24 protein-coding genes are annotated in these 24,012 nt (G+C 70.4%); 12 read left to right on the top strand and 12 right to left on the bottom strand.

Annotation, left to right across the window (positions count from 1 at the left end; all coding sequences use genetic code 11):
• Positions 1-24: 24 nt before the first annotated feature.
• Positions 25-1,200, bottom strand: a complete 1,176-nt coding sequence (locus E5082_RS06235) for an HpcH/HpaI aldolase/citrate lyase family protein (RefSeq protein WP_135790272.1) — start codon at positions 1,198-1,200, stop codon at positions 25-27.
• Positions 1,201-1,373: 173 nt separating this feature from the next.
• Here E5082_RS06235 and E5082_RS06230 point away from each other — a divergent pair, with 173 nt between their 5' ends.
• Positions 1,374-2,234 (top strand): TerD family protein, encoded by an 861-nt coding sequence (locus E5082_RS06230; RefSeq protein ID WP_135790271.1) that lies wholly within the window; start codon positions 1,374-1,376, stop codon positions 2,232-2,234.
• Positions 2,235-2,241: 7 nt separating this feature from the next.
• Here E5082_RS06230 and E5082_RS06225 read toward each other — a convergent pair whose 3' ends face one another.
• The 6 genes from E5082_RS06225 to E5082_RS06200 all read right to left on the bottom strand — a co-directional run bounded on the left by E5082_RS06225 (position 2,242) and on the right by E5082_RS06200 (position 6,688).
• Positions 2,242-2,979: a TerD family protein gene (locus E5082_RS06225; protein ID WP_086695835.1), complete on the bottom strand. Its 738-nt coding sequence runs from the start codon at positions 2,977-2,979 to the stop codon at positions 2,242-2,244.
• Positions 2,980-3,100: 121 nt separating this feature from the next.
• Positions 3,101-4,246 carry a DUF475 domain-containing protein gene (locus E5082_RS06220; RefSeq protein ID WP_135790270.1) on the bottom strand — a complete coding sequence of 382 codons (1,146 nt, stop codon included), beginning with the start codon at positions 4,244-4,246 and terminating at the stop codon, positions 3,101-3,103.
• 52 nt (positions 4,247-4,298) lie between these two features.
• Positions 4,299-4,877 (bottom strand): TerD family protein, encoded by a 579-nt coding sequence (locus tag E5082_RS06215; protein ID WP_086695837.1) that lies wholly within the window; start codon positions 4,875-4,877, stop codon positions 4,299-4,301.
• A gap of 95 nt (positions 4,878-4,972) precedes the next feature.
• On the bottom strand, positions 4,973-5,548 hold the full coding sequence (locus E5082_RS06210) for a TerD family protein (protein WP_086695838.1): 576 nt from the start codon (positions 5,546-5,548) through the stop codon (positions 4,973-4,975).
• Positions 5,549-5,650: 102 nt separating this feature from the next.
• Entirely contained in the window at positions 5,651-6,109 is a 459-nt protein-coding gene (locus E5082_RS06205) for a peroxiredoxin (protein WP_086695839.1), read from the bottom strand.
• A 138-nt stretch (positions 6,110-6,247) separates the two neighbouring features.
• On the bottom strand, positions 6,248-6,688 hold the full coding sequence (locus E5082_RS06200; protein ID WP_018545328.1) for a DUF3052 domain-containing protein: 441 nt from the start codon (positions 6,686-6,688) through the stop codon (positions 6,248-6,250).
• Positions 6,689-7,120: 432 nt separating this feature from the next.
• Between E5082_RS06200 and aceE the strand changes: the two genes are divergently transcribed.
• Positions 7,121-9,868, top strand: coding sequence for a pyruvate dehydrogenase (acetyl-transferring), homodimeric type (gene aceE, locus E5082_RS06195; RefSeq protein ID WP_135790269.1), 2,748 nt, complete (start codon positions 7,121-7,123; stop codon positions 9,866-9,868).
• Between the two features lie 117 nt (positions 9,869-9,985).
• Here aceE and E5082_RS06190 read toward each other — a convergent pair whose 3' ends face one another.
• Positions 9,986-11,602, bottom strand: coding sequence for an MFS transporter (locus E5082_RS06190; protein WP_135790268.1), 1,617 nt, complete (start codon positions 11,600-11,602; stop codon positions 9,986-9,988).
• A gap of 121 nt (positions 11,603-11,723) precedes the next feature.
• Between E5082_RS06190 and E5082_RS06185 the strand changes: the two genes are divergently transcribed.
• From E5082_RS06185 to E5082_RS06175, 3 genes are all read left to right on the top strand, one after another.
• On the top strand, positions 11,724-12,350 hold the full coding sequence (locus E5082_RS06185; RefSeq protein ID WP_086695842.1) for a TetR family transcriptional regulator: 627 nt from the start codon (positions 11,724-11,726) through the stop codon (positions 12,348-12,350).
• 126 nt (positions 12,351-12,476) lie between these two features.
• Entirely contained in the window at positions 12,477-13,697 is a 1,221-nt protein-coding gene (locus tag E5082_RS06180; protein WP_135790267.1) for an alpha/beta hydrolase, read from the top strand.
• Positions 13,698-13,763: 66 nt separating this feature from the next.
• The gene (locus E5082_RS06175) at positions 13,764-14,615 is read left to right on the top strand and encodes a DUF4429 domain-containing protein (protein ID WP_135790266.1); all 852 of its coding nucleotides are present in this window, start codon (positions 13,764-13,766) and stop codon (positions 14,613-14,615) included.
• A gap of 3 nt (positions 14,616-14,618) precedes the next feature.
• On the opposite strand, the gene E5082_RS06170 is transcribed toward E5082_RS06175, so the two are convergent.
• Together E5082_RS06170 and E5082_RS06165 are read right to left on the bottom strand one after the other, a co-directional pair.
• Positions 14,619-15,638, bottom strand: a complete 1,020-nt coding sequence (locus tag E5082_RS06170) for an aldo/keto reductase (RefSeq protein ID WP_135790265.1) — start codon at positions 15,636-15,638, stop codon at positions 14,619-14,621.
• The gene (locus E5082_RS06165; protein WP_135790264.1) at positions 15,635-16,090 is read right to left on the bottom strand and encodes a MerR family transcriptional regulator; all 456 of its coding nucleotides are present in this window, start codon (positions 16,088-16,090) and stop codon (positions 15,635-15,637) included. Before E5082_RS06165 ends, E5082_RS06170 begins: the two co-directional genes overlap by 4 nt.
• 97 nt (positions 16,091-16,187) lie before the next feature.
• Between E5082_RS06165 and E5082_RS06160 the strand changes: the two genes are divergently transcribed.
• Positions 16,188-16,658, top strand: a complete 471-nt coding sequence (locus E5082_RS06160; RefSeq protein ID WP_135790263.1) for a GNAT family N-acetyltransferase — start codon at positions 16,188-16,190, stop codon at positions 16,656-16,658.
• A 19-nt stretch (positions 16,659-16,677) separates the two neighbouring features.
• Positions 16,678-17,499, top strand: a complete 822-nt coding sequence (locus tag E5082_RS06155; protein ID WP_135790262.1) for a serine hydrolase domain-containing protein — start codon at positions 16,678-16,680, stop codon at positions 17,497-17,499.
• Between the two features lie 3 nt (positions 17,500-17,502).
• Here the strand turns inward: E5082_RS06155 and E5082_RS06150 are convergent, their stop codons facing one another.
• Positions 17,503-18,156, bottom strand: a complete 654-nt coding sequence (locus E5082_RS06150; protein ID WP_135790700.1) for a pirin family protein — start codon at positions 18,154-18,156, stop codon at positions 17,503-17,505.
• 117 nt (positions 18,157-18,273) lie between these two features.
• Here E5082_RS06150 and E5082_RS06145 point away from each other — a divergent pair, with 117 nt between their 5' ends.
• The 5 genes from E5082_RS06145 to fabF all read left to right on the top strand — a co-directional run bounded on the left by E5082_RS06145 (position 18,274) and on the right by fabF (position 23,234).
• The gene (locus E5082_RS06145; RefSeq protein WP_135790261.1) at positions 18,274-19,482 is read left to right on the top strand and encodes a PucR family transcriptional regulator; all 1,209 of its coding nucleotides are present in this window, start codon (positions 18,274-18,276) and stop codon (positions 19,480-19,482) included.
• Positions 19,483-19,571: 89 nt separating this feature from the next.
• Complete coding sequence (locus tag E5082_RS06140) at positions 19,572-20,510, top strand: ACP S-malonyltransferase (RefSeq protein WP_135790260.1); 939 nt, start codon at positions 19,572-19,574, stop codon at positions 20,508-20,510.
• 16 nt (positions 20,511-20,526) lie between these two features.
• Positions 20,527-21,558 carry a ketoacyl-ACP synthase III gene (locus E5082_RS06135; protein ID WP_135790259.1) on the top strand — a complete coding sequence of 344 codons (1,032 nt, stop codon included), beginning with the start codon at positions 20,527-20,529 and terminating at the stop codon, positions 21,556-21,558.
• An 83-nt stretch (positions 21,559-21,641) separates the two neighbouring features.
• Positions 21,642-21,890, top strand: a complete 249-nt coding sequence (locus tag E5082_RS06130; protein ID WP_018545314.1) for an acyl carrier protein — start codon at positions 21,642-21,644, stop codon at positions 21,888-21,890.
• 81 nt (positions 21,891-21,971) lie between these two features.
• Positions 21,972-23,234: a beta-ketoacyl-ACP synthase II gene (fabF, locus tag E5082_RS06125; RefSeq protein WP_135790258.1), complete on the top strand. Its 1,263-nt coding sequence runs from the start codon at positions 21,972-21,974 to the stop codon at positions 23,232-23,234.
• A 68-nt stretch (positions 23,235-23,302) separates the two neighbouring features.
• Here fabF and E5082_RS06120 read toward each other — a convergent pair whose 3' ends face one another.
• Positions 23,303-23,797 carry a DUF3145 domain-containing protein gene (locus E5082_RS06120; protein ID WP_135790257.1) on the bottom strand — a complete coding sequence of 165 codons (495 nt, stop codon included), beginning with the start codon at positions 23,795-23,797 and terminating at the stop codon, positions 23,303-23,305.
• Positions 23,798-24,012: the final 215 nt, after the last annotated feature.

Raw genomic sequence — 24,012 nt, 5'->3', positions numbered from 1 at the left:
AGGGGCTTGCGTGCGAGGGAGGGGTCAGCCGGTCACGCCGGCGGTGAGCAGGTCCACGAAGCCGACGTCCTCGTTGGCCACGCCGAAGACCTCCGCGCGCAGCAGGGTCCGCTCGGCCCAGGCGCGGTGCGGCTTCACTTCGTTCATCTTGTTCGTGTACGCGGACCTGAGGACTCCGCCGCCGTCACTGTCCGGCCGGAGGATGTCCGCCGCGTCGCTGAACTCCTCGTGGCTGACCACGGAGAGCGCGTGCACGGGAAGCACATGGGAGGGATGGATGCAGGTCTTGCCGAGCAGACCGTTGGCCTGGTCCAGGGAGATCTCCCGCAGCAGGCCGTCCATGGCGTGTTCGATCAGCTTCTCGCGCAGGCCGACGGCGCGCACCTCAAGGAAGGGGCTCGTCCTGAGCTGCGGCTTGAAGACGCGCTCGGGGACCCGGAAGTACTCCCACACCGGCCCGGTCACCGTGAACCCGCTGCCGTCGGCCCGGCCCAGCATGTTGACCACGTCACCGATGACGGAGGCGACGATCTGGACGTCGTACGCGGTCATGTCGGGGGCCCGGCGCAGGCCGTAGGAGGAGCAGAAGTCGGTGACGCCCAGGCGCAGTGCCAGGACCCGGTCGCGGTACTTGCCGACCGCGCGGGCGATGCCCTCCAGGATCTCCACGCGGGACTCGCGGTAGAGCAGCTCGGGCGACTCCAGCACCGGCATGGCGAAAAGCCGCCGTCCGCAGGCGGTCTCGGCGGCGCTCAGCGCCTCCAGGAAGGGGACGCCGCGCTCCTCGGTGAACTTGGGCAGCACGAAGCCGGACAGCAGCCGGACGCTGACGCCCAGGCGCCGGACCAGGTCGGGGATCTGGTCGGGCGTGCGCACCCGGACGAACAGCAGCGGCGGCTCGGCGCCCGTCCTGGCGAGCAGGGCGTCCAGCTCGGCGAACTGCCGGACCAGGTTCTCCTCACCGGCGGGCACGTCCTCGTCCGCGATGGAGTCCTCCAGGCACAGCACCATCGAGACGACGCCACTGCCCGTCTGCTTGACGATGTCGGCGGCGAGCCGGGGCCGGGTGGCCGGGCTGTACAGGGTGGCCCCGAGGGCCGCCGAGAGCACCTTGGCCGGGGAGTCGGCGGTGAAGGCGCACGGCTCCTGGTGGAAGAGACGCTCCCGCGTTTCGGGGGCGATGTGCCCGAAATGACGCATAGGACTCCTCAAGGCGCGCCGAGTCTGTGATTTCCGCAAAGGGTGGCCGGTAATAGTACGTAGAGACGCATGTCGGAGGTTCCCGGCCGGCATGAATTTCCGGTTACCCGTCCGTGTCGGGTGGAACACCCCCCGCATTGTCGTGGCCAGGACGGAGAAGGCAGGATGACCGCATGACGCACGCGATGCTGAAGGGGTCGAACGTCCCGGTGGACGCCGCCGCGGTACGGGCGGTGCTGCGCTGGACACCGGGGCAGGACGTCCCCGAGGTCGACGCCTCCGCGCTGCTGCTGGGCCCCGACGGCCGGGTGCGCTCGGACGAGGACTTCGTCTTCTACAACCAGCCCCGCCATCCCTCCGGCGCGGTGTGGGGGCTGGGCCGGAAGCCGGTCGCCGGTGGCCTGACCGACACCGTCCAGGTGGACCTGGCCGGGGTCGAGTCCGGGGTGGACCGCGTCCTGCTGGTGGCCTCCGCCGACGACGTCCCCTTCGACCGCGTCCCGTCCCTGTGCCTGCTGGTCTATGACGCCTCGGCGACCGACGCCGAGCCGCTGGCCCGGTTCGAGGTGAAGCCGGAGACCGGCGCGGAGACGGCGCTGATCTGCGGCGAGCTGTACCGGCGCGGGGACGGCTGGAAGTTCCGCGCGCTGGGCGAGGGCTACTCCAACGGTCTTGAGGGGCTCGCCACCGACTTCGGCATCTCGGTGGACGAGTCGGAGGCGGCGGCCGAGGAGCCGCGGCCGCACGAGTCCCGGTCGGTGCCGCTGCCCCCGGAGCAGCCCGTACCGCTGCCGCCGCTGCCCGCCCAGCCGCCGGCCTACGGTTATCCGCAGCCCGTCTCGGCCCCGCAGCCCGCGTACGGCTACCCGCAGCCCGCCTCCGCGAGCCAGGCCACCTACGGCTATCCCCAGTCCGTCCAGACGCAGGCGCCGCCCGCCTATGGCTACCCCCAGCCCCAGCCGGTGCCCGCGGCGGCCCCGCTGGACCCGGACTTCCGGCTGCCGCCGCAGGGGCCGCAGTTCCTCGGGCGCTAGCGTCCGCTCACCGGTCCGCCTTGGTCTTGTAGCCCCGGCCCCAGGTCAGGCCCCAGCCGTACAGCCGGTCCAGCTCGCCCTGGAAGCCGTAGACGAACTTCACCTCGCGGCGCACGACCAGCTCGCCCTTCACGTTCTCTATCAGCACCACCGCGCAGGAGCGGGCCTGCGGATGGCGTTCGTCGAGGCCGATCTCGATGCGCGGGCCGTTGCTCGGATACAGCGTGACCACGGCGTGGGTGCGGTCGAAGGCCGGGGTCTGGTCGTAGATGTACACGAAGACCAGCAGGCGTTTGATGGCGTCCCGGTGGTCCAGGTTGACGTACATCGTCTCGCCCGAGGCGGAGCCGAACCGGTCGTCGCCGCTGAGCTTGACGTACGGCGGGGCGTTGACGTCGCCCAGGTAGCCGCCGAGGGGCTGGACGACGCCCTTGGTGCCGTCGGCGAGTTCGTAGAGGCAGCCGAGGTCCAGGTCGACGTTGACCATGCTCTGGCCGTGGCCCATCACTTCCGGTGGTTTCAGTGCCTTGAAAGGGTGCCGGAAGAGGCTGCCGCGCTGGGGACCGCCGAGGTCGGAGGTGCGCATCCGCCAGGTCAGGTTGACCCGGAGGTTCCCGGTGGCCGCGCCCTGTCTGGTGAGGGACACCTGCTGGTGCCGCTTGGTCAGTTCGATCGCGTTGGACCCGGAGCTGCCCGAGTCGAAGTCGGCGGTGCGGCCGCCCAGCAGTCCGTCGAGAAATCCCATGTCCGCCCCCCTGGAAAAGTCGTCGGGGCGGCCGACCCGAGTCGGCCGCCCCATTCGAAGCGTTCCTCACCGAGCGGGATGCCACACCCCGCCACGTCCCCGATCTTGCCCCTAGGGGCCGTCAGACCCCGGAGGAGATCTCCGCCTTCTCGCTCGACCCGGTATCGCCGCCCGCGGCCGCGAGGGCACGGTTGCGGCGGACCGAGGACCAGAAGGACCAGGCGATCAGGACGACGCCGACCAGGCCGGTGATGACCTCGTTGATCTCGTACTGGATGGTGACCATGAGGATCACGGCCAGGGCGCCGATCGCGTAGTGGGCGCCGTGCTCCAGGTAGACGTAGTCGTCGAGCGTGCCCTGGCGGACCAGGTAGACGGTCAGCGAACGGACGTACATCGCGCCGATGCCGAGGCCCAGCGCCATCAGGACGATGTCGTTGGTGATGGCGAAGGCGCCGATCACACCGTCGAAGGAGAAGGACGCGTCCAGGACTTCCAGGTACAGGAACATGAAGAACGCGGCCTGGCCGGCCAGCTTCACCGCCGAGCGCGGCTTGCCGGAGCGGGCGGCCTCCTCCTCGGCCTCGTGCTCGGCCTCCTCCTCGGCCTCCAGCTTGTCCTCGAAGTACCCGGAGAGACCGCCGACGACCATGTAGGTGATCAGACCCGCGATGCCCGCGATCAGGACCGTCTGAGCCTTGTCGACATGGGCGCCGCCGTGCTGGTGGGCATGGGTGGCGAAGGTGAAGGAGGTGATCAGCAGGACGATCATGGCGATGCAGACGGACAGCATGTCGACCTTGCCGAGCTTGGCCAGCGGCCGCTCGATCCAGCGCAGCCACTGGATGTCCCGGTCCTCGAAGATGAAGTCGAGAAAGATCATCAGCAGGAACATGCCACCGAACGCGGCGATCGCCGGGTGGGCGTCGGTGACCAGTTCCTGATAGCGGTCCTTGTTGTTCAGCGCGAGATTGACGGCCTCGATCGGGCCCATCTTGGCGCTGACGGCGACGATGACGACGGGGAAGACCAGCCGCATGCCGAAGACCGCGATGAGCACGCCGACGGTGAGGAAGATCTTCTGCCAGAAGGCATTCATCTTCTTCAGGATTCCGGCGTTGACCACCGCGTTGTCGAAGGACAGCGAGATCTCGAGGACGGAAAGGATCGCCACGATGCCGAAGGCCTTCCACCCCCCGTAGAAGACCGCCGCGACCAGGCCGATCGCGGTGATCGCGAAAGACCAGCCGAAGGTTTTCAGAAGCACTGGCTACCCCATCATCTTCTGGGGGAGGTCTCCCCCGCCGCCGTACCCGGCTTTACGAAACGTTGACTCCGAAGTCTAGAGCGATGCCCCGGAGTCCGGACGCGTACCCCTGTCCGACCGCACGGAACTTCCATTCGCCCTGATACCGGTAGAGCTCGCCGAAGATCATGGCCGTTTCGGTGGAGGCGTCCTCGCTGAGGTCGTAGCGGGCGAGTTCCTGGTCGTCGGACCGGTTGACCACCCGGATGAAAGCGTTGGCGACCTGGCCGAAGGACTGGTTGCGCTCGTCCGCCATATGGATCGAGACCGGGAAAATGATCTTCTCGCACTGCGGCGGCACCCGGGAAAGATCCACCAGAATCGATTCGTCGTCCCCCTCGCCCTCACCGGTGAGGTTGTCGCCGGTGTGCTCCACCGAGCCCTCGGGGCTGGTGAGCTGGTTGTAGAAGACGAAGTACTCGTCCCCCAGCACCCGGTTCCCGGCGCCGCACAGCAGGGCGCTGGCGTCCAGGTCGAAGGGGGCGCCGGTGGTGGAGCGGGCGTCCCAGCCGAGCCCGATCATGACGTTGGTGAGATTCGGCGCGGCCTTGGAGAGGGAGACATTGCCTCCCTTGGCGAGCGTGACACCCATGCTGATCCTCCCCTGTGGTGTTCCTGGTTCTCCTGCGCCAACGGCGCCGCCCGCAAACGCGGAACGGCGCCGGAGGAGGTGCGAACCGTACGGCGTCAGACGTTGACGCCGAAGTCCTGGGCGATGCCACGCAGGCCCGAGGCGTACCCCTGGCCGATGGCGCGGAACTTCCACTCCGGGCCGTTGCGGTACAGCTCGCCGAAGACCATGGCCGTCTCGGTGGAGGCGTCCTCGCTGAGGTCGTAGCGCGCGAGTTCCTGGCCGCCGGCCTGGTTGACGACGCGGATGAAGGCGTTGCGGACCTGGCCGAAGGACTGCTGGCGGTTCTCGGCCTCGTAGATCGAGACCGGGAAGACGATCTTCTCCACGTCGGCGGGGACGGCGGCGAGGTCGACCTTGATCTGCTCGTCGTCGCCCTCGCCCTCACCGGTGAGGTTGTCGCCGGTGTGCTCGACCGAGCCGTCGGGGCTCTTGAGGTTGTTGAAGAAGACGAAGTTCTGGTCGCTGCCCACCTTGCCGGCGTTGTTCAGCAGCAGTGCGCTGGCGTCGAGGTCGAAGTCGGTGCCGGTCGTGGTGCGCACGTCCCAGCCCAGACCGACGATGACGGCGGTCAGGCCGGGAGCCTCCTTGGTCAGCGAGACGTTGCCACCCTTGCTGAGGCTGACTCCCACGGGTCCTCCATGTGGTGTCCAGGGGCCGACAGCCCCGTAGTGCATCGGATATGGGATCAACGTGCCGATCCTAGTGACGGGTTCCCGCGGCGCGCGGGGCCCTCACAGGGTGTCGAGCGCCTTCACGTAGTCCGTCAGGTCGCGGGCGTCGGGCAGCCCGTTGACGACGGTCCAGCGCACGGTGCCCGTCTTGTCCAGGATGAAGGTGCCGCGCACGGCGCACCCCTTGTCCTCGTCGAAGACGCCGTAGGCGCGGCTGACGTTGCCGTGCGGCCAGAAGTCGCTGAGCAGCGGGTACTCCAGGCCCTCCTGCTCACCGAAGACGCGCAGGGTGTGCATGGAGTCGTTGGAGACGGCGAGCAACTGGGTGTCGCGGTCGGTGAACTGCGGAAGGTTGTCACGCAGTTCGCAGAGCTCACCGGTGCAGACGCCGGTGAAGGCGAAGGGGTAGAAGAGCAGAACCACGTTCTTCTCGCCCCGGAAGTCGGAGAGCCGCACGGTGCGGCCGTGGTTGTCCTTGAGTTCGAAGTCGGGTGCCTCGTCGCCGACCTGGAGCGCCATCGTCCTGCATCCCTTCGCTGAGCCGTACGGGTGAGCGCGGGTCACTCGCCCGGTTCCACCCTACGCAGCCCTCACGCCGGGACCGCCGGGCGGACCGGGGAGTCCCGGTCCGCTCGGCGCGGCGATGACGCGTTCTTTCTAACGCTTGCCGGACTTGGCGGCCTTCGGCGTCGCCAGACGCGAGCCGCTCCAGTCCTTGCCGACGCTGACGCTCTTCGAAGCGGTCAGCCCTGCGGTGGTTGCGGCCTCCGAGATGTCGCTCGGCTCCACGTACCCCGTACGGCCGGTCTTCGGCGTCAGAAGCAGGATGGCGCCACCCTCTTCGATGTACGTGGTGGCATCCACGAGTACATCGGTGAGGTCTCCGTCGTCATCACGGAACCACAGCACAACGGCGTCGGCCACGTCGTCGTATTCCTCGTCCATCAGGTCGCCTTCGACGGCTTCCTCGATGGCCTCGCGGAGCTCCTGATCGACGTCCTCGTCGTAGCCGATCTCCTGGACCACCTGTCCGGGCTGGAACCCCAGCCTGGCGGCAGGGTTCGTCCGCTCCTCCGCGTGGTCCGCGGTCGCGCTCACGGGTTGCCTCCTGATCATGTCTTGGTGAATATCTGAGCCACGCGCGTGCGCGAAGCATTGGCCGTAGTCCACACGGGCGGGACGGATCGCGCAAGTACCCGGCCCTCCTGACCGCCGAAACGGTGACGTTCCGGGCCGCTTCGCCGCCACTTCTGGCACCGTATCCCGTTTCCCCGAGAACCACATCACACCGATGTGCCCCGTATGCGCACTTCGGAATCATCCGTCGATACGCCCATCGAACAACTTTGCCATGCCCGTCACACCGCGGGCGTATCGTGTCGTTTTGACCGGGCGGCGAGCCAGGTGGCCGACCGGGTGGCGAGCCGGGGGCACGGGGGAACGAAGAGCACCAGTGGATGACGTACCACGTTCCCCAGGTACACGATGGGGAACGGTGTAGGCAGGTCCCTCCGACAGGTAAGGAACAGCGTGGCTTCCGGTTCCGATCGCAATCCGATCATCATTGGCGGCCTTCCGAGTCAGGTTCCTGACTTCGATCCCGAGGAAACGCAGGAGTGGCTCGACTCCCTCGACGCCGCCGTGGACGAGCGTGGCCGGGAGCGGGCCAGGTATCTCATGCTGCGGCTGATCGAACGGGCCCGCGAGAAGCGCGTGGCCGTGCCCGAGATGCGCAGCACGGACTACGTCAACACGATCCCCACCAAGAGCGAGCCGTTCTTCCCCGGCAACGAGGAGATCGAGCGCCGCATCCTCAACGCCACCCGCTGGAACGCGGCCGTGATGGTCTCGCGGGCCCAGCGCCCCGGCATCGGCGTCGGCGGCCACATCGCCACCTTCGCCTCTTCCGCGTCCCTCTACGACGTGGGCTTCAACCACTTCTTCCGGGGCAAGGACGGCGGTGACGGCGGCGACCAGGTCTTCTTCCAGGGCCACGCCTCGCCGGGCATCTACGCCCGCGCGTACCTGCTGGACCGGCTCTCGGAGAACCAGCTCGACGGGTTCCGCCAGGAGCACTCCAAGTTCCCGGACGGGCTGTCCAGCTACCCCCACCCGCGCTCGATGCCGGACTTCTGGGAGTTCCCCACCGTCTCGATGGGCCTCGGCCCGCTCGGCGCGATCTACCAGGCCCGGATGAACCGGTACATGGAGGCGCGCGGCATCGCCGACACCTCGGCCTCGCACGTGTGGGCGTTCCTCGGCGACGGCGAGATGGACGAGCCGGAGTCCCTGGGCCAGCTCTCCATCGCCGCCCGCGAGGGGCTGGACAACCTGACCTTCGTGGTCAACTGCAACCTCCAGCGCCTCGACGGCCCGGTGCGCGGCAACGGCAAGATCATCCAGGAGCTGGAGTCGCAGTTCCGGGGCGCCGGCTGGAACGTGATCAAGCTGGTGTGGGACCGGAGCTGGGACCCGCTGCTGGCCCAGGACCGGGACGGCGTGCTGGTCAACCGGATGAACACCACCCCGGACGGCCAGTTCCAGACGTACGCCACCGAGTCCGGCGCCTACATCCGGGACCACTTCTTCGGTGACGACCACCGGCTGCGCGCCATGGTCGAGAACATGACCGACGACCAGATCCTGCACCTGGGCCGCGGCGGCCACGACCACCGCAAGATCTACGCGGCGTTCAAGGCGGCCAAGGAGCACAAGGGCCAGCCGACGGTCATCCTGGCCAAGACGGTCAAGGGCTGGACGCTGGGCCCCAACTTCGAGGGCCGCAACGCCACCCACCAGATGAAGAAGCTGACGGTCGACGACCTCAAGGGCTTCCGCGACCGGCTGCACCTGCCGATCTCCGACAAGGAGCTGGAGTCCGGCGCCCCGCCGTACTACCACCCCGGCCGGGACTCGGAGGAGATGCAGTACATGCACGACCGGCGCAAGTCGCTCGGGGGCTACGTGCCCACGCGCGTCGTGCGCTCCGAGCCGCTCGCCCTGCCCGACGAGAAGGCGTACGCGAGTGTGAAGAAGGGGTCGGGCCAGCAGTCCATCGCCACCACCATGGCGTTCGTGCGACTGCTGAAGGACCTGATGCGGGACAAGGAGATCGGCAAGCGGTTCGTGCTGATCGCGCCGGACGAGTACCGCACCTTCGGCATGGACTCGTTCTTCCCGAGTGCGAAGATCTACAACCCGCTCGGCCAGCAGTACGAGTCGGTGGACCGGGAGCTGCTGCTCGCCTACAAGGAGTCCCCCACCGGCCAGATGCTGCACGACGGCATCTCCGAGGCGGGCTGCACGGCCTCCCTGATCGCGGCCGGCTCGGCCTACGCCACCCACGGCGAGCCACTGATCCCGGTGTACGTCTTCTACTCGATGTTCGGTTTCCAGCGCACCGGCGACCAGTTCTGGCAGATGGCCGACCAGCTCTCACGCGGTTTCGTCCTGGGCGCGACCGCGGGCCGCACGACCCTGACCGGTGAGGGCCTCCAGCACGCGGACGGCCACTCCCAGCTCCTCGCCTCCACCAACCCGGCCTGCGTGGCCTACGACCCGGCGTACGGGTACGAGATCGCGCACATCGTCCAGGACGGGCTGCGGCGGATGTACGGCGGGGACGAGGAACACCCGCACGGCGAGGACGTCTTCTACTACCTCACCGTCTACAACGAGCCGATCCAGCACCCGGCCGAGCCGGCCGGCGTGGACGTGGAGGGCATCCTCAAGGGCGTCCACCGGCTGAGGGAGGGCTCCGGCGGGTCGGTCCCGGCGCAGATCATGGCGTCCGGTGTCGCGGTGCCGTGGGCGCTGGAGGCGCAGCAGATCCTCGCCGACGAGTGGGACGTCCGGGCGGACGTCTGGTCGGCGACCTCCTGGAGCGAGCTGCGCCGGGAGGCGGTGGCCTGCGAGGAGCACAACATGCTGCATCCCGAGGAGGAGCAGCGGGTGCCGTTCGTGACGCGCAAGCTCGGCGGTGCGGAGGGGCCGTTCGTGGCGGTGTCCGACTGGATGCGGTCGGTGCCGGATCAGATCGCGCGCTGGGTGCCGGGGCCTTACCAGTCGCTCGGCGCGGACGGGTTCGGGTTCGCGGACACTCGCGGGGCGGCTCGGCGGTTCTTCCACATCGACGCGCAGTCGATCGTGGTGGCCGTGCTGACGGAGCTGGCGAAGGAGGGGAAGGTGGACCGGTCCGTGCTGAAGCAGGCCATCGACCGGTACCGGTTGCTCGATGTGAGGGCGGCGGCGCCCGGCGCTGCCGGAGGAGACGCGTAGCGCTGCGCGGCTCGGGCGTGGCCGCGCGATCACCGTTCTGGCTTCGGTGATCGCGCGGCCGCGGGTCCGTCGTGGCTGGTCGCGCGGTTTCCCGCGCCCCCTACCAGCCGGCGAGTTTCAGATGTGGCCCACCCCTGCGCCCGCCTCCGCGTTCACGCCTCGGCGGGTCAGGAGGGCCACCAGGATGGCGACCGCCGCCACGCCCGCCGCCACCAGTGAGGCGAGGCTCATGCCGGAGATGAAGGTGTCGTGGGCGACGTCGGTGACCTTGGCGATGATCGCCGGGGGCATCTGCTTCGTGACCGGGGCGACGCCTACCTGGACGGCCTGGGACGCCTGGTCGAGCTGAGCGGGGGTCAGCGGGGGCAGGCCCGCGCCGGTCCAGTTGCCCGGGAGGTCGTTGTCGACCTTGGAGGCCATGACGGCGCCCAGTACGGCGGTGCCGAGGCTGCCGCCGATCTGCATGGCCGCCTGCTGGAGACCGCCCGCGACACCGGAGAGGGCCATCGGGGCGTTGCCGACGATGACCTCGGTGGCGCCGACCATGACCGGGGCGAGACCCAGGCCGAGCAGGGCGAACCAGATCGACATGGTCGCGCTGCCGGTGTCCGCCTTCAGGGTGGACATGCCGTACATGGCGATCGCGGTGAGCGTCATGCCGCCCGCGAGCGGAACGCGCGGGCCCAGCTTGGTGATGGCGAAGCCGGCCAGGGGGGAGCCGACGATCATCATGCCGGTGAGCGGGAGCAGGTGCAGGCCGGCGTCGACCGGGCTGAGACCGTGCACGTTCTGGAGGTAGAAGGTCACGAAGAACAGGCCACCCATGAAGGCGATGGCCATCATCACCATCAGCACCACGCCCGCCGACAGCGGGAGCGAGCGGAACAGGGTGAGCGGGATCAGCGGTTCCGCGACCCGCGTCTCCCACCAGGCGAAGACCACGAAGAGCAGCGCCGAGGCGCCGATGAAGCCCCAGGTGCGGCCGTCGCCCCAGCCCCAGGTGGGGGCCTTGATCAGCGCCCAGACCAGGCAGAACATGGCGCCGGACAGCAGCGCGATGCCGAGCAGGTCGAAGGAGCGCGGGGCGTTCTCCGCGCGGTGGTCCAGCAGGATCAGCGTGCCGAGCAGCAGGGCGAGCAGGCCGACGGGCACGTTGATGAAGAACACCGACTGCCAGTTCACGTGCTGGACCAGCACACCGCCGAGGATCGGGCCGCCCGCGGTGGAGGCGCCGATGACCATGCCCCAGATGCCGATCGCCATGTTGAGCTTCTCGGCCGGGAAGGTGGCCCGCAGCAGGCCGAGCGCGGCCGGCATCAGCAGGGCGCCGAACAGGCCCTGGAGGACGCGGAAGGTGACGACCATCGGGATGCTGTCGGACAGCCCGATGGCGCCGGAGGCCAGCGCGAAGCCGGCCACGCCGATGAGGAAGGTCTGCCGGTGCCCGAAGCGGTCACCGAGCTTGCCCGCGGTGATCAGGGCGACCGCGAGGGCGAGGAAGTAGGCGTTGGTGATCCACTGCACGTCGGAGAAGCTCGCGTGCAGGTCCTTGGCGATGGCCGGGTTGGCGATGGCCACGATGGTGCCGTCCAGGGCCACCATCATGACGCCCACGGCGACGGTGATCAGGGTGAACCAGGGGTGCCCGCGCAGTCCCGAGGAGGGCCGCGGCGACGCATCGGTGGGTGACCCGTCCTCCGGTCCCGTCTTGTCGATGGTGGTCTGACTAGTCATGTAATGAGGCTAGTGACAGTCGCTGACAGTTGACAAACACATTCACACGTCAGCGGCTGACATGTGACCGGTGTTCACCCGACCGCATACTCTGATCAGGAAGGACGTACAGGGAGAGGTCATGGAGACGCTGCGCGAGCGCAAGAAGCGGCGTACCCGCGAGGCGCTGGTGCGCGCCGCCCTCGAACTGTTCACCACCCAGGGCTACGAGCGCACCACCGTCGACGAGATCGCCGAGGCCGTCGACGTCTCGCAGCGCACCTTCTTCCGCTACTTCGCCGGCAAGGAGGACGCGGCCTTCGCCGTGCAGGAGATGACGGAGGCCCACTTCGTCGCCGCCGTCCGCGCCCGGCCGCCGCACGAGCCGCCGATGGAGGCGCTCAGGCAGGCCGTGCTGGAGGGCTGGGACGACATACGGGAGACCGTGGAGTCGGTCGTACCGGTCGAGCTGTATCTGCGGATGTACCGCATGATCGAGTCGACGCCCGCACTGCTCGCCGCGCATCTGCGCCGGTCGGCGGCGACCGAGCAGACCATCGCCGGGCTGCTCGCGGAGCGCGAGGGTGTCGACGTGGACGCCGACCCCCGGCCGCGGCTCGCGGTGGCGGTGTTCGCCGGGGTGATCCGGGTCACCGAGCGGCAGTGGAGCACCGGGGACGACTTCAGTCTGGCGGCCATCCGGGGGCTCACGGCGGCGTACCTCGATCAGGTGGGCCCGGCGCTGACGGGGAACTGGCGCGCGGCCTGAAATCGTTGGCGGAACGGACGAGATCGTTTAGAAAGATCGTTGGTGTCCCGGTCCCCGGCGCACGAAACGTGATCCCCGCCACTCGATTGACCCGAGACCCTTCCGTTCTCCTAGTGTGTCCTCCCAGTGACTTCCTTCGGCATTTCCCCCCAGCTCAGCGTGTGGCGCGCCCTGCTCGCCCTGGCCGTCGTGTTCGTGATGCTCGCGACCACCGGCTGGACGGCGCAGCACACCCACCGTGAGTCGACCGCGCTGCGGTCGTCCCTGTCCGCGTGGGTGCGCGACAGCGTGCACGGCAAGCCCCTGCCGGACCCGGCGAAGACCGCCCCGGCGAAGCTGGCCCGCTTCTTCGGCTCGCTCACCCCGTACGACCGCCACGACCTGGCGACGCGCTACCCGCTGGCGGTGGGCAACATGAACGGCGCCCCCGTGTCGCTGCGGTACGAGGCCAACCGGGTGGCGCTGGAGCGGGAGCGGGACGTGGAGTCGCGCCGCGTGCACGACAACCGGCTCAGTACCGCCGGCCAGCAGGACGCGGCCCGCCGGATGCACCGGTACGAGGCGCTGATGCGGCCCGATCGGCACATCCTCGCCTTCGACCCCGAGGGTTCGGGCCGGATCGCCGAGGTCTTCGGCGACCTGCGCCGGGCCCAGCGGATCTCCGTGGTGGTGCCCGGTGTCGACACCGACCTGCTGACCTTCGAGAAGTCCTACCGCCCCTACAGCGCCCCGGTCGGCATGGCCAAGTCGCTGTACTCCGCCGAGCGGCAGGCCGCGCCCGCGACCCGTACCGCCGTGATCGCCTGGGCCGACTACACCGCGCCCGCCGGGCTCGGGGTGGACGCGGCGACCGCGATGCGCGCGGTGGACGGCGCCGTCCGGCTGAACGCGCTGCTGCGTGCGCTGCCCGGCCGGGCCGAGGTGTCGATGTTCTGCCACAGCTACGGCTCGGTGGTCTGCGGGGTCGCCGCGCCCGGCATGCCCCGCCGGGTCAGCGACATCGCGGTGGCCGCGAGCCCCGGCATGCGGGCGCCCAGCGCCGCCCATCTGAACCGCACCGCGCGGGTGTGGGCGATGCGGGATGCCACCGACTGGGTGCAGGACGTGCCGTATCTGGAGGTCGGCGGGCTCGGGCACGGCGCCGACCCGGTGTCCCGCGCGTTCGGCGCGCGGGTGCTGTCCTCGCGCGACGCGCAGGGCCACGCCGGTTATTTCCAGCCGGGCACGGACAGCCTGCGCAACCTCGCCGAGGTCGGCGTGGGGGCGTACGGCTCGGTGACGTGCGCCGGCGCGGACGAGGCGTGCCGGGCCGACGTGCCGGACGCGCCCGCCGCGGGACGCGCGTAGAAACAGCAGGAAGTGCGGTCCGCGCGGGTGGCGACGGAGGGACAAGTGCCGCATACGATGAGCCGCATGGGTGACGTACTGGCGGGTTTTCATGCCGTCTGGGAGTTCGACTCAGACTCCGTGCTCATCCGGTACGAACGGGGGATACGCACACCGAAACTCTTCCAGGCGCTCGGTGAACGCCGGGTGCCGCTCGCCGCGCTGGAGGGCGTGAGCCTGGCCGAGGGCCGGCGGGGCACCGTCGTGCTGCGCCTTCAGCCGCGCGCCGGAGCCGACCCGCTGCTGGAGGCCGCGGCCGGCCAGCTTCCCGAGGGCCTGGACCCCTACCGGCTGGTCCTGCCGGCCGAGCGGGAGACGCTGGCCGAGTACTACGCCGACGAGCTGAAGTCCGCGCTGACCCGGTCCGGTCCCGCCGACCGGTATCTGATCGGCGCCCCCGAGGCACCGCTCCGCTTCAAGGCGTACGACGGGAAGGCGTCCTTCGACGGGACCTCGGTGCGTTTTCGCTGGTCGTGGACGGGGGCGTCGTCGGCGAAGTGGAAGGCGGGCGACCAGAGGTTCGCGGTCGCGGACCTCGGCGGGGTGGAGTGGCGCTCACCGGAGGCGTTCGAGGGGTACCTGCGGCTGCTGCCGAACGACCCCGCCGGCGCCGCCGACCCGGTACCGCCGGACCAGGACGCGGCGACCGTCGTCTTCGGGCTCGGCTACGGGCCGGTGCACGAGTCGCTGCCGTTCGCGGCGGCCGTCCTCGCGGCGGTACGGACAACAGGCGCCGTCCCCGCGATCCCGGCGGCGCCCCGGCGGGACCCGGCCGACATCGCGGAGCGCATCCGCCACCTGGGCGAGCTGCACCAGGCCGGTCTGGTGACCGACGAGGAGTTCTCCGCGAAGAAGGCCGAGCTGCTGGCGGAGCTGTAGAAGCTACTGCTCCCGGCCCGCCGAGGTGAACGTCATGTCGGCGTACCGGTCTCCCGCGACACGCGCGGCGATCGGCTCCAGCAGGGCCAGCTCCTCCTCGGTGAGGACGAGGTGCGCGGCGCCGGCGTTCTCGGTGACGCGCTCGGCCTTGCGGGTGCCCGGGATCGGCACGACCGGGAGGCCGTGCACCGCCGCCCGCTGGTGCACCCAGGCCAGTGCGACCTGGCCGAGGGTCGCGCCGTGCGCCTCGGCGACCCGCCGCACCGGCTCCAGCAGGGCCGCGTTGGCGGTCGCGTTGTCACCGGTGAAGCGGGGCTGGGAGCGGCGGAAGTCGCCGTCGGTCAGCTCCTTGGCGGCGTCCGTGAAGGCGCCGGTGAGGAAGCCCCGGCCCAGCGGGGAGTAGGGCACCAGGCCGACGCCCAGCTCGCGGGCGGCCGGGACCACCTGCGCCTCGATGTCCCGGCTGAACAGGGACCACTCGGACTGCACGGCCGCGATGGGGTGGACGGCGTGCGCGGTGCGCAGTTCCCCCGCGGTGACCTCGCTCAGTCCCAGGTGCTTGACCTTGCCCTCGCGCACCAGGTCGGCCATGACGCCGACGGTCTCCTCCAGGGGGACGTTCACATCACGGCGGTGCATGTAATAGAGGTCGATCACGTCGACGTCGAGCCGCTTGAGGCTGTCCTCGACGGCCTGGCGGATGTAAGGGGCGTCGTTACGGATGGTCCGCCTGCTCGGGTCGTCCGGCGGGATGGACAGCGCGAACTTGGTGGCGATGACCACCTCGTCGCGGTGGGCCTTGAAGAAGGGGGCGAGGAACCGCTCGTTGTCCCCGGCGCCATAGGCGTCCGCCGTGTCGTACAGCGTCACGCCCATGTCGAAGGCGCGCTCCAGCGCGGCCCGCGACTGCTCGGCGTCGGCCGGGCCGTAGCCGAAGCTCATGCCCATGCAGCCGAGGCCCTGCACGCCGGTCTCCGGGCCGGTCTCGCCCAGGCGTACGGACGGCATCGTGCGGTCGGTCATCGGGTGGTCCCCTCCGTGGCGTAAAAACCGATCTTCAGGTCGAGCACGGCGAGCGTGTCGCGCAGCTCGTGGATCCGGGCGAGCACGTCCCGGCGGGTCGACTCCAGCAGCTCGCGCCGCTCGTCGTAGGTACTCTCGCCCTGCCGCACCAGCTCGGCGTACCGGACCATGTCGGCCACCGGCATGCCGGTGAGCCGCAGCTTGGTGACGAAGACCAGCCAGTCCAGGTCGCGGTTGGTGTAGCGGCGCTGGCCGGTGTGCGAGCGGTCCACGTGCGGCATCAGGCCGATCCGCTCGTACCAGCGCAGGGTGTGCGCGGTCAGTCCGGTGAAGGCGACGACCTCACTGATCGTGTACCGGTCCTGCCCGTCGGGCCGGGGATGGCGCGGCGGGGGACCGGAACAGATGTCCTGGCCGGCCGCCACCGCCTGCGTGGTCTGCATCACCGTCATGCCCTCAACGCTATGACCTTCGAGCGCACTCCAAGCAAGCGGTATCCGGCAGAAATGGCCAGGACGGGAACCCGGGCCGGACGCTAGCGTGCCGCGCATGACTCTCGTACGCCGGGCGCTGCCCGAGGACGCGCCGGAAGTGCTGCGCCTGCGCCAGGTGATGCTCGACTCCGTCTCCGGGGGCCGTGACGCGGGGACCTGGCACGCGGAGTCCCTGCCGACCCTGCGCGCCCGGCTGGCCGACCCGGAAGGGACCTTCGCCGCGTTCGTGGTGGACCACCCGGAGCGGCCGGGGTCGCTGGCCGCGCTCGCGGTGGGGACGGCCGAGTACCGGATCGGGCGCGAGTCCAATCCGCAGGGTGTGGTCGGCTTCGTCTTCAGCGTGGCCACCGATCCCGGTACCCGGCGCCGGGGGTACGCCCGTGCGTGCATGGACGGGCTGCTGGCCTGGTTCCGCGAGCGGGGCGCCCGGCAGATCCAGCTCACCGCCTCCGCCGACGCCCGCCCGCTGTACGAGGCGCTGGGGTTCAGGCCCAAGCCGGACCCCTTGATGGAGCTGCGGGTGTGAGCCGCATAGGGTCGCCGGTATGTCGTTGCAGAGCCTGGCGCTGATCGAGAACTGGCCCGTCCCCACCGCCGCCGCGGGGGTGGTGCGGGCCGACGGGACCGTACTGGGCACGCACGGCCCGGCGGACCACCGTTTCCCGCTGGCGTCGGTGACCAAGCCGCTGGCCGCCTCCGCGGCGCTGGTCGCGTACGAGGAGGGTGCCGTCGAGCTGGACGAGCCCGCCGGGCCGCCCGGGGCCACGGTCCGCCATCTGCTGGCGCACACCTCCGGGCTGGCCTTCGACGAGCACCGCACGATGTCGGCGCCCGGCGAGCGGCGGCTGTACTCCAACGCCGGGTTCGAGCAGCTCGGCGACCACATCGCCAAGGCCACCGACATCCCCTTCGCCGAGTATCTGCGCCAGGCGGTGCTGGAGCCGCTGGGCATGACGTCGACCTCGCTGGAGGGCTCGCCCGCCAAGGACGGCGTCTCCACGGTGGCGGACCTGCTGCGCTTCGCGGCCGAACTCCAGGCACCCCGCCTGCTGGATCCCAGGACGGTCGCGGAGGCGATGACCGTGCAGTATCCGGGTACCAAGGGCGTACTACCGGGATACGGGCACCAGAACCCCAACGACTGGGGCCTCGGCTTCGAGATCCGGGGCACCAAGTCCCCGCACTGGACCGGAAGTTCGTCCTCCCCGCGCACCTTCGGCCACTTCGGCCAGTCCGGCACCTTCCTGTGGACCGACCCGGACGCCCAGGTGGCCGCCGTCGCCCTGGCCGACCGCGCCTTCGGGCCCTGGGCGATCGAGGCGTGGCCGGTCTTCACGGACGCGGTGCTGACGGAAGTCCGCGGCTGATCCCTAGGGACCCATCTCCCACACCAGCAGCTCCGCCGGCGTCACTCCCACCGCCGCCAGCCCCTCGGCGCCGGTGATCCGCGCCGAGTCGCCGGGGCCCAGCGTCTCCCCCGCGAGGCCGGCCTCGCCGCGCACCACATGGACGTAGAGGTGCGCGGCGTCCGGCATCGCCGTCCGCTCCCCCGCCGCCAGCCGCCGCACGTGCAGCATCGCGCCGGCGCCGGGCAGGGCGTACGGCGTGGAGTCGGCGATGCCCGGCACCACCTCGTACGACGGCTCCCCGCCGGGCTTCAGCGGGGCCAGCCACATCTGCACGAAGGTCAGCGGGACCGTGCCGTCGTTCCGCTCGACGTGCCGGACGCCCGCGGCCGCGCTGAGGTGCTGTACGTCACCGGGGCGGACCACGCTCTCGTGGCCGGCCGAGTCCCGGTGGGTCAGCTCGCCCTCCACGACCCAGGTGACGATCTCGGTGTGGCTGTGCGGGTGCTCGTCGAACCCGGCGCCGGGGGCGAGCCGTTCCTCGTTGCAGGCGATCACCGCGCCGAAGCGCAGGTTCGCCGGGTCGTAGTGCGGCCCGAAGGACAGGGCGTGCCGGGAGTCGATGCCCGCCTCCGGGTCTCCTCCGTGGTAACGCTCAGCGGCGCGCCGTACCTCCATCACGCCCCCACGGTAGTGCGCGCGGCGCCCGTGCCGCAGGCAAGTACCGGCCGGTGCGGAAGGGCGAGACGGACCCGGCGGCACACGCGCGCGTCCCGATAAGGCAGTCTTGTCCACGTGCCCGAACCCGAATCCCACCACAGCGACCCCGCGGTACCCGCCGTCCACCCGCACACCGCGACCCTGCGGCGGCTGGAGAAGTCCTCCGGCACGCTCGCCGCACAGGCCATCGCGCGGATGGACGACACCCTGCCGTGGTACCGGGCCATGCCCCCGGAGAACCGGTCCTGGATCGGGCTCGTGGCACAGGCCGGCATCGCCGCCTTCACCGAGTGGTTCCGGCACCCCGAGGCGCCTCAGGCCATCTCGACCGACGTCTTCGGCACCGCGCCCCGTGAGCTGACCCGCGCGATCACGCTGCGCCAGACCGTGGAGATGGTGCGCACCACCATCGAGGTCATGGAGAGCGCCATCGACGAGGTGGCCGCGCCCGGCGACGAGCGCGTGCTCCGCGAGGCGCTGCTGGTCTACGCCCGCGAGATCGCCTTCGCCACCGCCCAGGTCTACGCCCAGGCCGCCGAGGCACGCGGTGCCTGGGACGCCCGGCTGGAGTCGCTGGTGGTCAACGCGGTGCTCAGCGGCGAGGCCGACGAGGGCGCGGTGAGCCGGGCGGCGGCGCTCGGCTGGAACTCGCCGGAGCACGTCTGCGTGGTGCTCGGCACCGCCCCGGACGGGGACAGCGAGCTGACCGTGGAGGCGATCCGGCGCGCCGCCCGGCACGCCAAGCTCCAGGTGCTCACCGGCGTGCTCGGGGACCGCCTGGTGGTGATCGCCGGGGGCAGCTCGGTGCAGCCGCTGAGCGTGGCCAAATCGCTGATCGGGCCGTTCGCGCCGGGGCCGGTGGTAGCGGGGCCGGTCATGCACGACCTCCAGGCCGCGACCCGGTCCGCGCAGGCCGCTGCGGCCGGGCTGAAGGCGTGCACCGCCTGGCAGGACGCGCCCCGGCCGGTGCTGGCGGACGACCTGCTTCCGGAGCGCGCCATCGCCGGTGATCCCAGTGCGCGCGAGCAGTTGGTGGAGGAGATCTACAGACCGCTGGAGGAGGCCGGGTCGGCACTGCTGGAGACCCTGAGTGTCTACCTGGAGCAGGCGAGCAGCCTGGAGGGCGCGGCGAGGATGCTCTTCGTTCACCCGAACACCGTGCGCTACCGGCTCCGACGTGTGACTGACGTCACCGGCTGGTCGCCCTCCGATGTACGATCCGCCTTCACGTTGCGGATCGCCCTGATCCTGGGGCGGCTCACCGATGGGGAGTTCCAGCCCTAACCTTTTGTCGGGGGCCCACAAAAGCCATCCGAGTTATTCGTCCTTGTCCCCACGGGCGGCTCCGGCCGTCTCCAAGAGAGAGTGTGAGAGTGCTCGTACTCGTCGCTCCCGGCCAGGGCGCCCAGACGCCCGGCTTCCTGACCCCCTGGCTCGAACTCCCCGGTGCCGCCGACCGCGTCGCCGCGTGGTCCGACGCCATCGGACTGGACCTCGCCCACTACGGGACGCAGGCCGACGCCGAGGCGATCCGCGACACCGCCGTGGCGCAGCCCCTGCTGGTCGCGGCCGGGCTGCTGTCCGCCGCGGCACTGGGTGACATCGCGCCGGGCGCGGTCGCGGGCCACAGCGTCGGCGAGATCACCGCCGCCGCCTTCGCGGGCGTGCTGGACGACGTCTCCGCCCTGAACCTGGTGCGCAAGCGGGGTCTGGCCATGGCCGACGCCGCCGCGGTCACCGAGACCGGCATGTCGGCGCTGCTGGGCGGCGACCCGGAGGTCTCCGTCGCGCACCTGGAGAAGCTGGGCCTGACCCCGGCCAACATCAACGGCGCCGGCCAGATCGTCGCGGCGGGCACGCTGGAGCAGCTGGCCGCGCTCGCGGAGGACAAGCCGGAGGGCGTCCGCAAGGTCGTCCCGCTGAAGGTGGCCGGTGCCTTCCACACCCGTCACATGGCGCCCGCCGTCGAGACGCTGGCCAAGGCCGCGGCCGAGCTGGCCCCGGCCGACCCGAAGCTGACCTACGTCTCCAACAAGGACGGCCGTACGGTCGCCTCCGGCTCCGAGGTGCTGGAGCGGCTGGTCGGCCAGGTCGCCAACCCGGTCCGCTGGGACCTGTGCATGGAGACCTTCAAGGAACTGGGCGTCACCGCGCTGATCGAGGTGTGTCCCGGCGGCACCCTGACCGGCCTGGCCAAGCGCGCACTGCCCGGTGTACGGACGCTCGCCCTGAAGACCCCCGAGGATCTCGACGCGGCGCGCGCGCTGATCGCCGAGACCGCGACTCCTGCCGCTGACGCGGCGGGCGCCTGACAAGGAGCCCATGCCAATGGCGAAGATCAAGCCCAGCAAGGGCGCCCCGTACGCGCGCATCCTCGGGGTCGGCGGCTACCGCCCGACCCGGGTGGTGCCCAACGAGGTGATCCTGGAGACGATCGACTCCTCCGACGAGTGGATCAGGTCCCGCTCCGGGATCGAGACCCGGCACTGGGCGGGCCCGGACGAGACGGTCGCCGCGATGTCGATCGAGGCGGCGGGCAAGGCGATCGCCGACGCGGGCATCGACGCCGACCGGATCGGCGCCGTGGTGGTCTCCACCGTCTCGCACTTCAGCCAGACCCCGGCCGTGGCCACGGAGATCGCGGACAAGCTGGGCACCGACAAGGCCGCCGCCTTCGACATCTCGGCCGGCTGCGCGGGCTTCGGCTACGGCCTGACCCTCGCCAAGGGCATGGTGGTGGAGGGTTCCGCCGAGTACGTGCTCGTCATCGGCGTGGAGCGGCTCAGCGACCTGACCGACCTGGAGGACCGCGCGACGGCCTTCCTGTTCGGTGACGGCGCGGGCGCGGTCGTGGTCGGCCCGTCCCAGGAGCCCGCCATCGGTCCCACGGTGTGGGGCTCGGAGGGCGACAAGGCCGGCACCATCAAGCAGACCGTCCCGTGGGACCGCTTCGCCGTCGGCGACGTCTCCCAGCTCCCCCTGGACAGCGCGGGCAACGTCAAGTTCCCCGCGATCACGCAGGAGGGCCAGGCGGTGTTCCGCTGGGCCGTGTTCGAGATGGCGAAGGTCGCCCAGCAGGCGCTGGACGCGGCCGGGATCTCCTCGGACGACCTGGACGTCTTCATCCCGCACCAGGCCAATGTGCGGATCATCGACTCGATGGTGAAGACTCTGAAGCTGCCGGAGCACGTCACGGTCGCCCGTGACATCCGTACCACCGGCAACACCTCGGCCGCGTCGATCCCGCTCGCCATGGAGCGGCTTCTGGCGACCGGCGAGGCCAAGAGCGGCGACACGGCGCTCGTCATCGGATTCGGGGCGGGTCTGGTCTACGCCGCCACGGTCGTTACCCTCCCCTAGGCACTCCGTGCCGGGCCGCCCGGTCCGACACGGGGACAAATGCCACCTCATTGTCTGAACATCGAAGAAGGAGAGCGCCTGACATGGCCGCCACCCAGGAAGAGATCGTCGCGGGCCTTGCCGAGATCGTGAACGAGATCGCCGGCATCCCCACCGAGGACGTCCAGCTCGACAAGTCCTTCACGGACGACCTCGACGTCGACTCCCTGTCCATGGTCGAGGTCGTCGTCGCCGCCGAGGAGCGCTTCGACGTGAAGATCCCCGACGAGGACGTCAAGAACCTGAAGACCGTCGGTGACGCCACCGACTACATCCTCAAGCACCAGGCCTGAGTCACCCTCGGACCTAGCTGCTAGGCCCCGCCACCCGGCGGTGGCGCCGTAGATCCCGCATCTGTTGGAGAAAGAATTCCCGTGAGCCCGACCAATCGCACCGTGGTCGTCACCGGTATCGGCGCAACCACACCGCTGGGTGGCGACGCAGCTTCCACCTGGGAGGCCATGCTGGCCGGCCGGTCCGGCGTCAGCCGCCTGGAGCAGGAGTGGGCGGCCGAACTGCCGGTTCAGATCGCCGCGCAGATCGCCGTCGAGCCGGGTGAGATCCTCCCCCGGCCGCAGGCCCGCAAGCTGGACCGGTCCGCGCAGTTCGCGCTGATCGCCGCTCAGGAAGCCTGGAAGGACGCCGGTTTCACCGCCAAGGCCGGTGAGGACCAGTCCGTGAACCCCGACCGCCTCGGCGCGGTCATCGCCTCCGGCATCGGTGGCGTGACGACCCTCCTGGACCAGTACGACGTACTGAAGGAGAAGGGCGTACGGCGGGTCTCCCCGCACACCGTGCCGATGCTGATGCCCAACTCCCCGGCGGCCAACGTCGGGATCGAGCTGGGCGCGCGCGCCGGTGTGCACACCCCCGTCTCGGCCTGCGCCTCCGGCGCGGAGGCCATCGGCTACGCGATCGAGATGATCCGCACCGGGCGTGCGGACGTGGTCGTGGCCGGTGGTACCGAGGCCGCCATCCACCCGCTTCCCATCGTCGCCTTCGGCAACATGATGGCGATGTCCAAGAACAACGCCGACCCCGAGGGCGCGTCCCGCCCCTACGACTCGGGCCGTGACGGCTTCGTGCTCGGTGAGGGCGCCGGTGTGATCGTGCTGGAGTCCGAGGAGCACGCCAAGGCGCGCGGCGCCCGGGTCTACGCCGAGGCGATCGGCCAGGGCATCTCCGCCGACGCGCACCACATCACGCAGCCGGAGCCCTCGGGCAACGGCATCGCGCAGGCGCTGCAGAACCTGCTGGACTCGACCGACCTGAAGCCGGCGGAGATCGTGCACGTGAACGCGCACGCGACGTCGACGCCCCAGGGCGACGTGGCCGAGGTCAAGGCGCTGCGGAAGGTCTTCGGCGACGACGTCGACCACATGGCCATCTCCGCGACCAAGTCGATGACGGGTCACCTGCTGGGCGGCGCGGGCGGTATCGAGACCGTGGCGTCCATCCTGGCCCTGGTGAACCGCACGGCCCCGCCGACGATCAACGTCACCGAGCTGGACCCCGAGGTCAACGCGGACGTCGTCGTGGGCGAGCCGCGTCGGCTTCCCGAGGGCCGGATCGCGGCGCTGAACGACTCGTTCGGCTTCGGCGGCCACAACGTGGTGCTGGCGTTCCGCACCGTCTGACCCCAAGCACGGAGAAAGGCCCCCACCGTCCGGTGGGGGCCTTTCTCGCGTACAGACGTGACGGTGGCTCAGACCACCTGGTGGAGCCAGCGGACCGGGGCGCCCTCGCCCGCGTGGCGGAAGGTCTCCAGTTCGTCGTCCCAGGGCTTGCCGAGGAGCTTGGCGAGTTCGGCCTCCAGGTCGCTCTCGCCCTGGCGGCTGCGCTGGAGGGCGGCGCGCAGGCGGTCCTCGGGGATGAGGATGTCGCCGTGGATGCCGGTGACGGCGTGGAAGATGCCGAGGTCGGGGGTGCAGCTGTAGCGCTCGCCCTCGGCTGCGGCGGAGGGCTCGGCGGTGACCTCGAAGCGGAGCAACTGCCAGCCGCGCAGCGCGGAGGCGAGCTTGGAGGCGGTGGCCGCCTCGCCCTGCCAGGAGAACTCCGAGCGCCAGGTACCGGACGCGGCGGGCTGCCTGATCCAGTCCAGGCTGACGCGTGTGCCCAGCACCCCGGCGATGGCCCACTCGACATGCGGGCACAGCGCGCGCGGCGCGGAGTGCACGTACAGAACTCCACGTGTCGTCACCGGAACCTCCGGGCTGAGCGGGACATCTTGCGGGCTGGTCGAGCGGCCATGACGCGACGGCCGCGTTGATGGCGAGGCTACCTTGCGGGGATGCAAGGAGTGTGACGTACCGTCGGTCCCGGTGCCAGGAAACCTTCGCCATTCACCCAGGGGGACGCTTGTACGGGGGTGTGCCGTTCCAGCGGGGGCGGACGGGAACCCGCGCACGTTGTGAT

This window comes from Streptomyces griseoluteus (assembly GCF_004784465.1).
In the GTDB taxonomy this organism is placed as follows: Bacteria; Actinomycetota; Actinomycetes; order Streptomycetales; family Streptomycetaceae; genus Streptomyces; species Streptomyces griseoluteus.
This window is presented reverse-complemented; position numbering and strand designations above follow the sequence as displayed.

Coding starts and splice junctions, on each gene's coding strand:
- E5082_RS06235 (WP_135790272.1), bottom strand. CDS start 1,200: ATGCGTCATTTCGGGCACATCGCCCCCGAAACGCGGGAGCGTCTCTTC.
- E5082_RS06230 (WP_135790271.1), top strand. CDS start 1,374: ATGACGCACGCGATGCTGAAGGGGTCGAACGTCCCGGTGGACGCCGCC.
- E5082_RS06225 (WP_086695835.1), bottom strand. CDS start 2,979: ATGGGATTTCTCGACGGACTGCTGGGCGGCCGCACCGCCGACTTCGAC.
- E5082_RS06215 (WP_086695837.1), bottom strand. CDS start 4,877: ATGGGTGTCACGCTCGCCAAGGGAGGCAATGTCTCCCTCTCCAAGGCC.
- E5082_RS06205 (WP_086695839.1), bottom strand. CDS start 6,109: ATGGCGCTCCAGGTCGGCGACGAGGCACCCGACTTCGAACTCAAGGAC.
- E5082_RS06190 (WP_135790268.1), bottom strand. CDS start 11,602: ATGACTAGTCAGACCACCATCGACAAGACGGGACCGGAGGACGGGTCA.
- E5082_RS06185 (WP_086695842.1), top strand. CDS start 11,724: ATGGAGACGCTGCGCGAGCGCAAGAAGCGGCGTACCCGCGAGGCGCTG.
- E5082_RS06175 (WP_135790266.1), top strand. CDS start 13,764: ATGGGTGACGTACTGGCGGGTTTTCATGCCGTCTGGGAGTTCGACTCA.
- E5082_RS06170 (WP_135790265.1), bottom strand. CDS start 15,638: ATGACCGACCGCACGATGCCGTCCGTACGCCTGGGCGAGACCGGCCCG.
- E5082_RS06165 (WP_135790264.1), bottom strand. CDS start 16,090: ATGACGGTGATGCAGACCACGCAGGCGGTGGCGGCCGGCCAGGACATC.
- E5082_RS06160 (WP_135790263.1), top strand. CDS start 16,188: ATGACTCTCGTACGCCGGGCGCTGCCCGAGGACGCGCCGGAAGTGCTG.
- E5082_RS06155 (WP_135790262.1), top strand. CDS start 16,678: ATGTCGTTGCAGAGCCTGGCGCTGATCGAGAACTGGCCCGTCCCCACC.
- E5082_RS06150 (WP_135790700.1), bottom strand. CDS start 18,156: ATGGAGGTACGGCGCGCCGCTGAGCGTTACCACGGAGGAGACCCGGAG.
- E5082_RS06135 (WP_135790259.1), top strand. CDS start 20,527: ATGGCGAAGATCAAGCCCAGCAAGGGCGCCCCGTACGCGCGCATCCTC.
- E5082_RS06130 (WP_018545314.1), top strand. CDS start 21,642: ATGGCCGCCACCCAGGAAGAGATCGTCGCGGGCCTTGCCGAGATCGTG.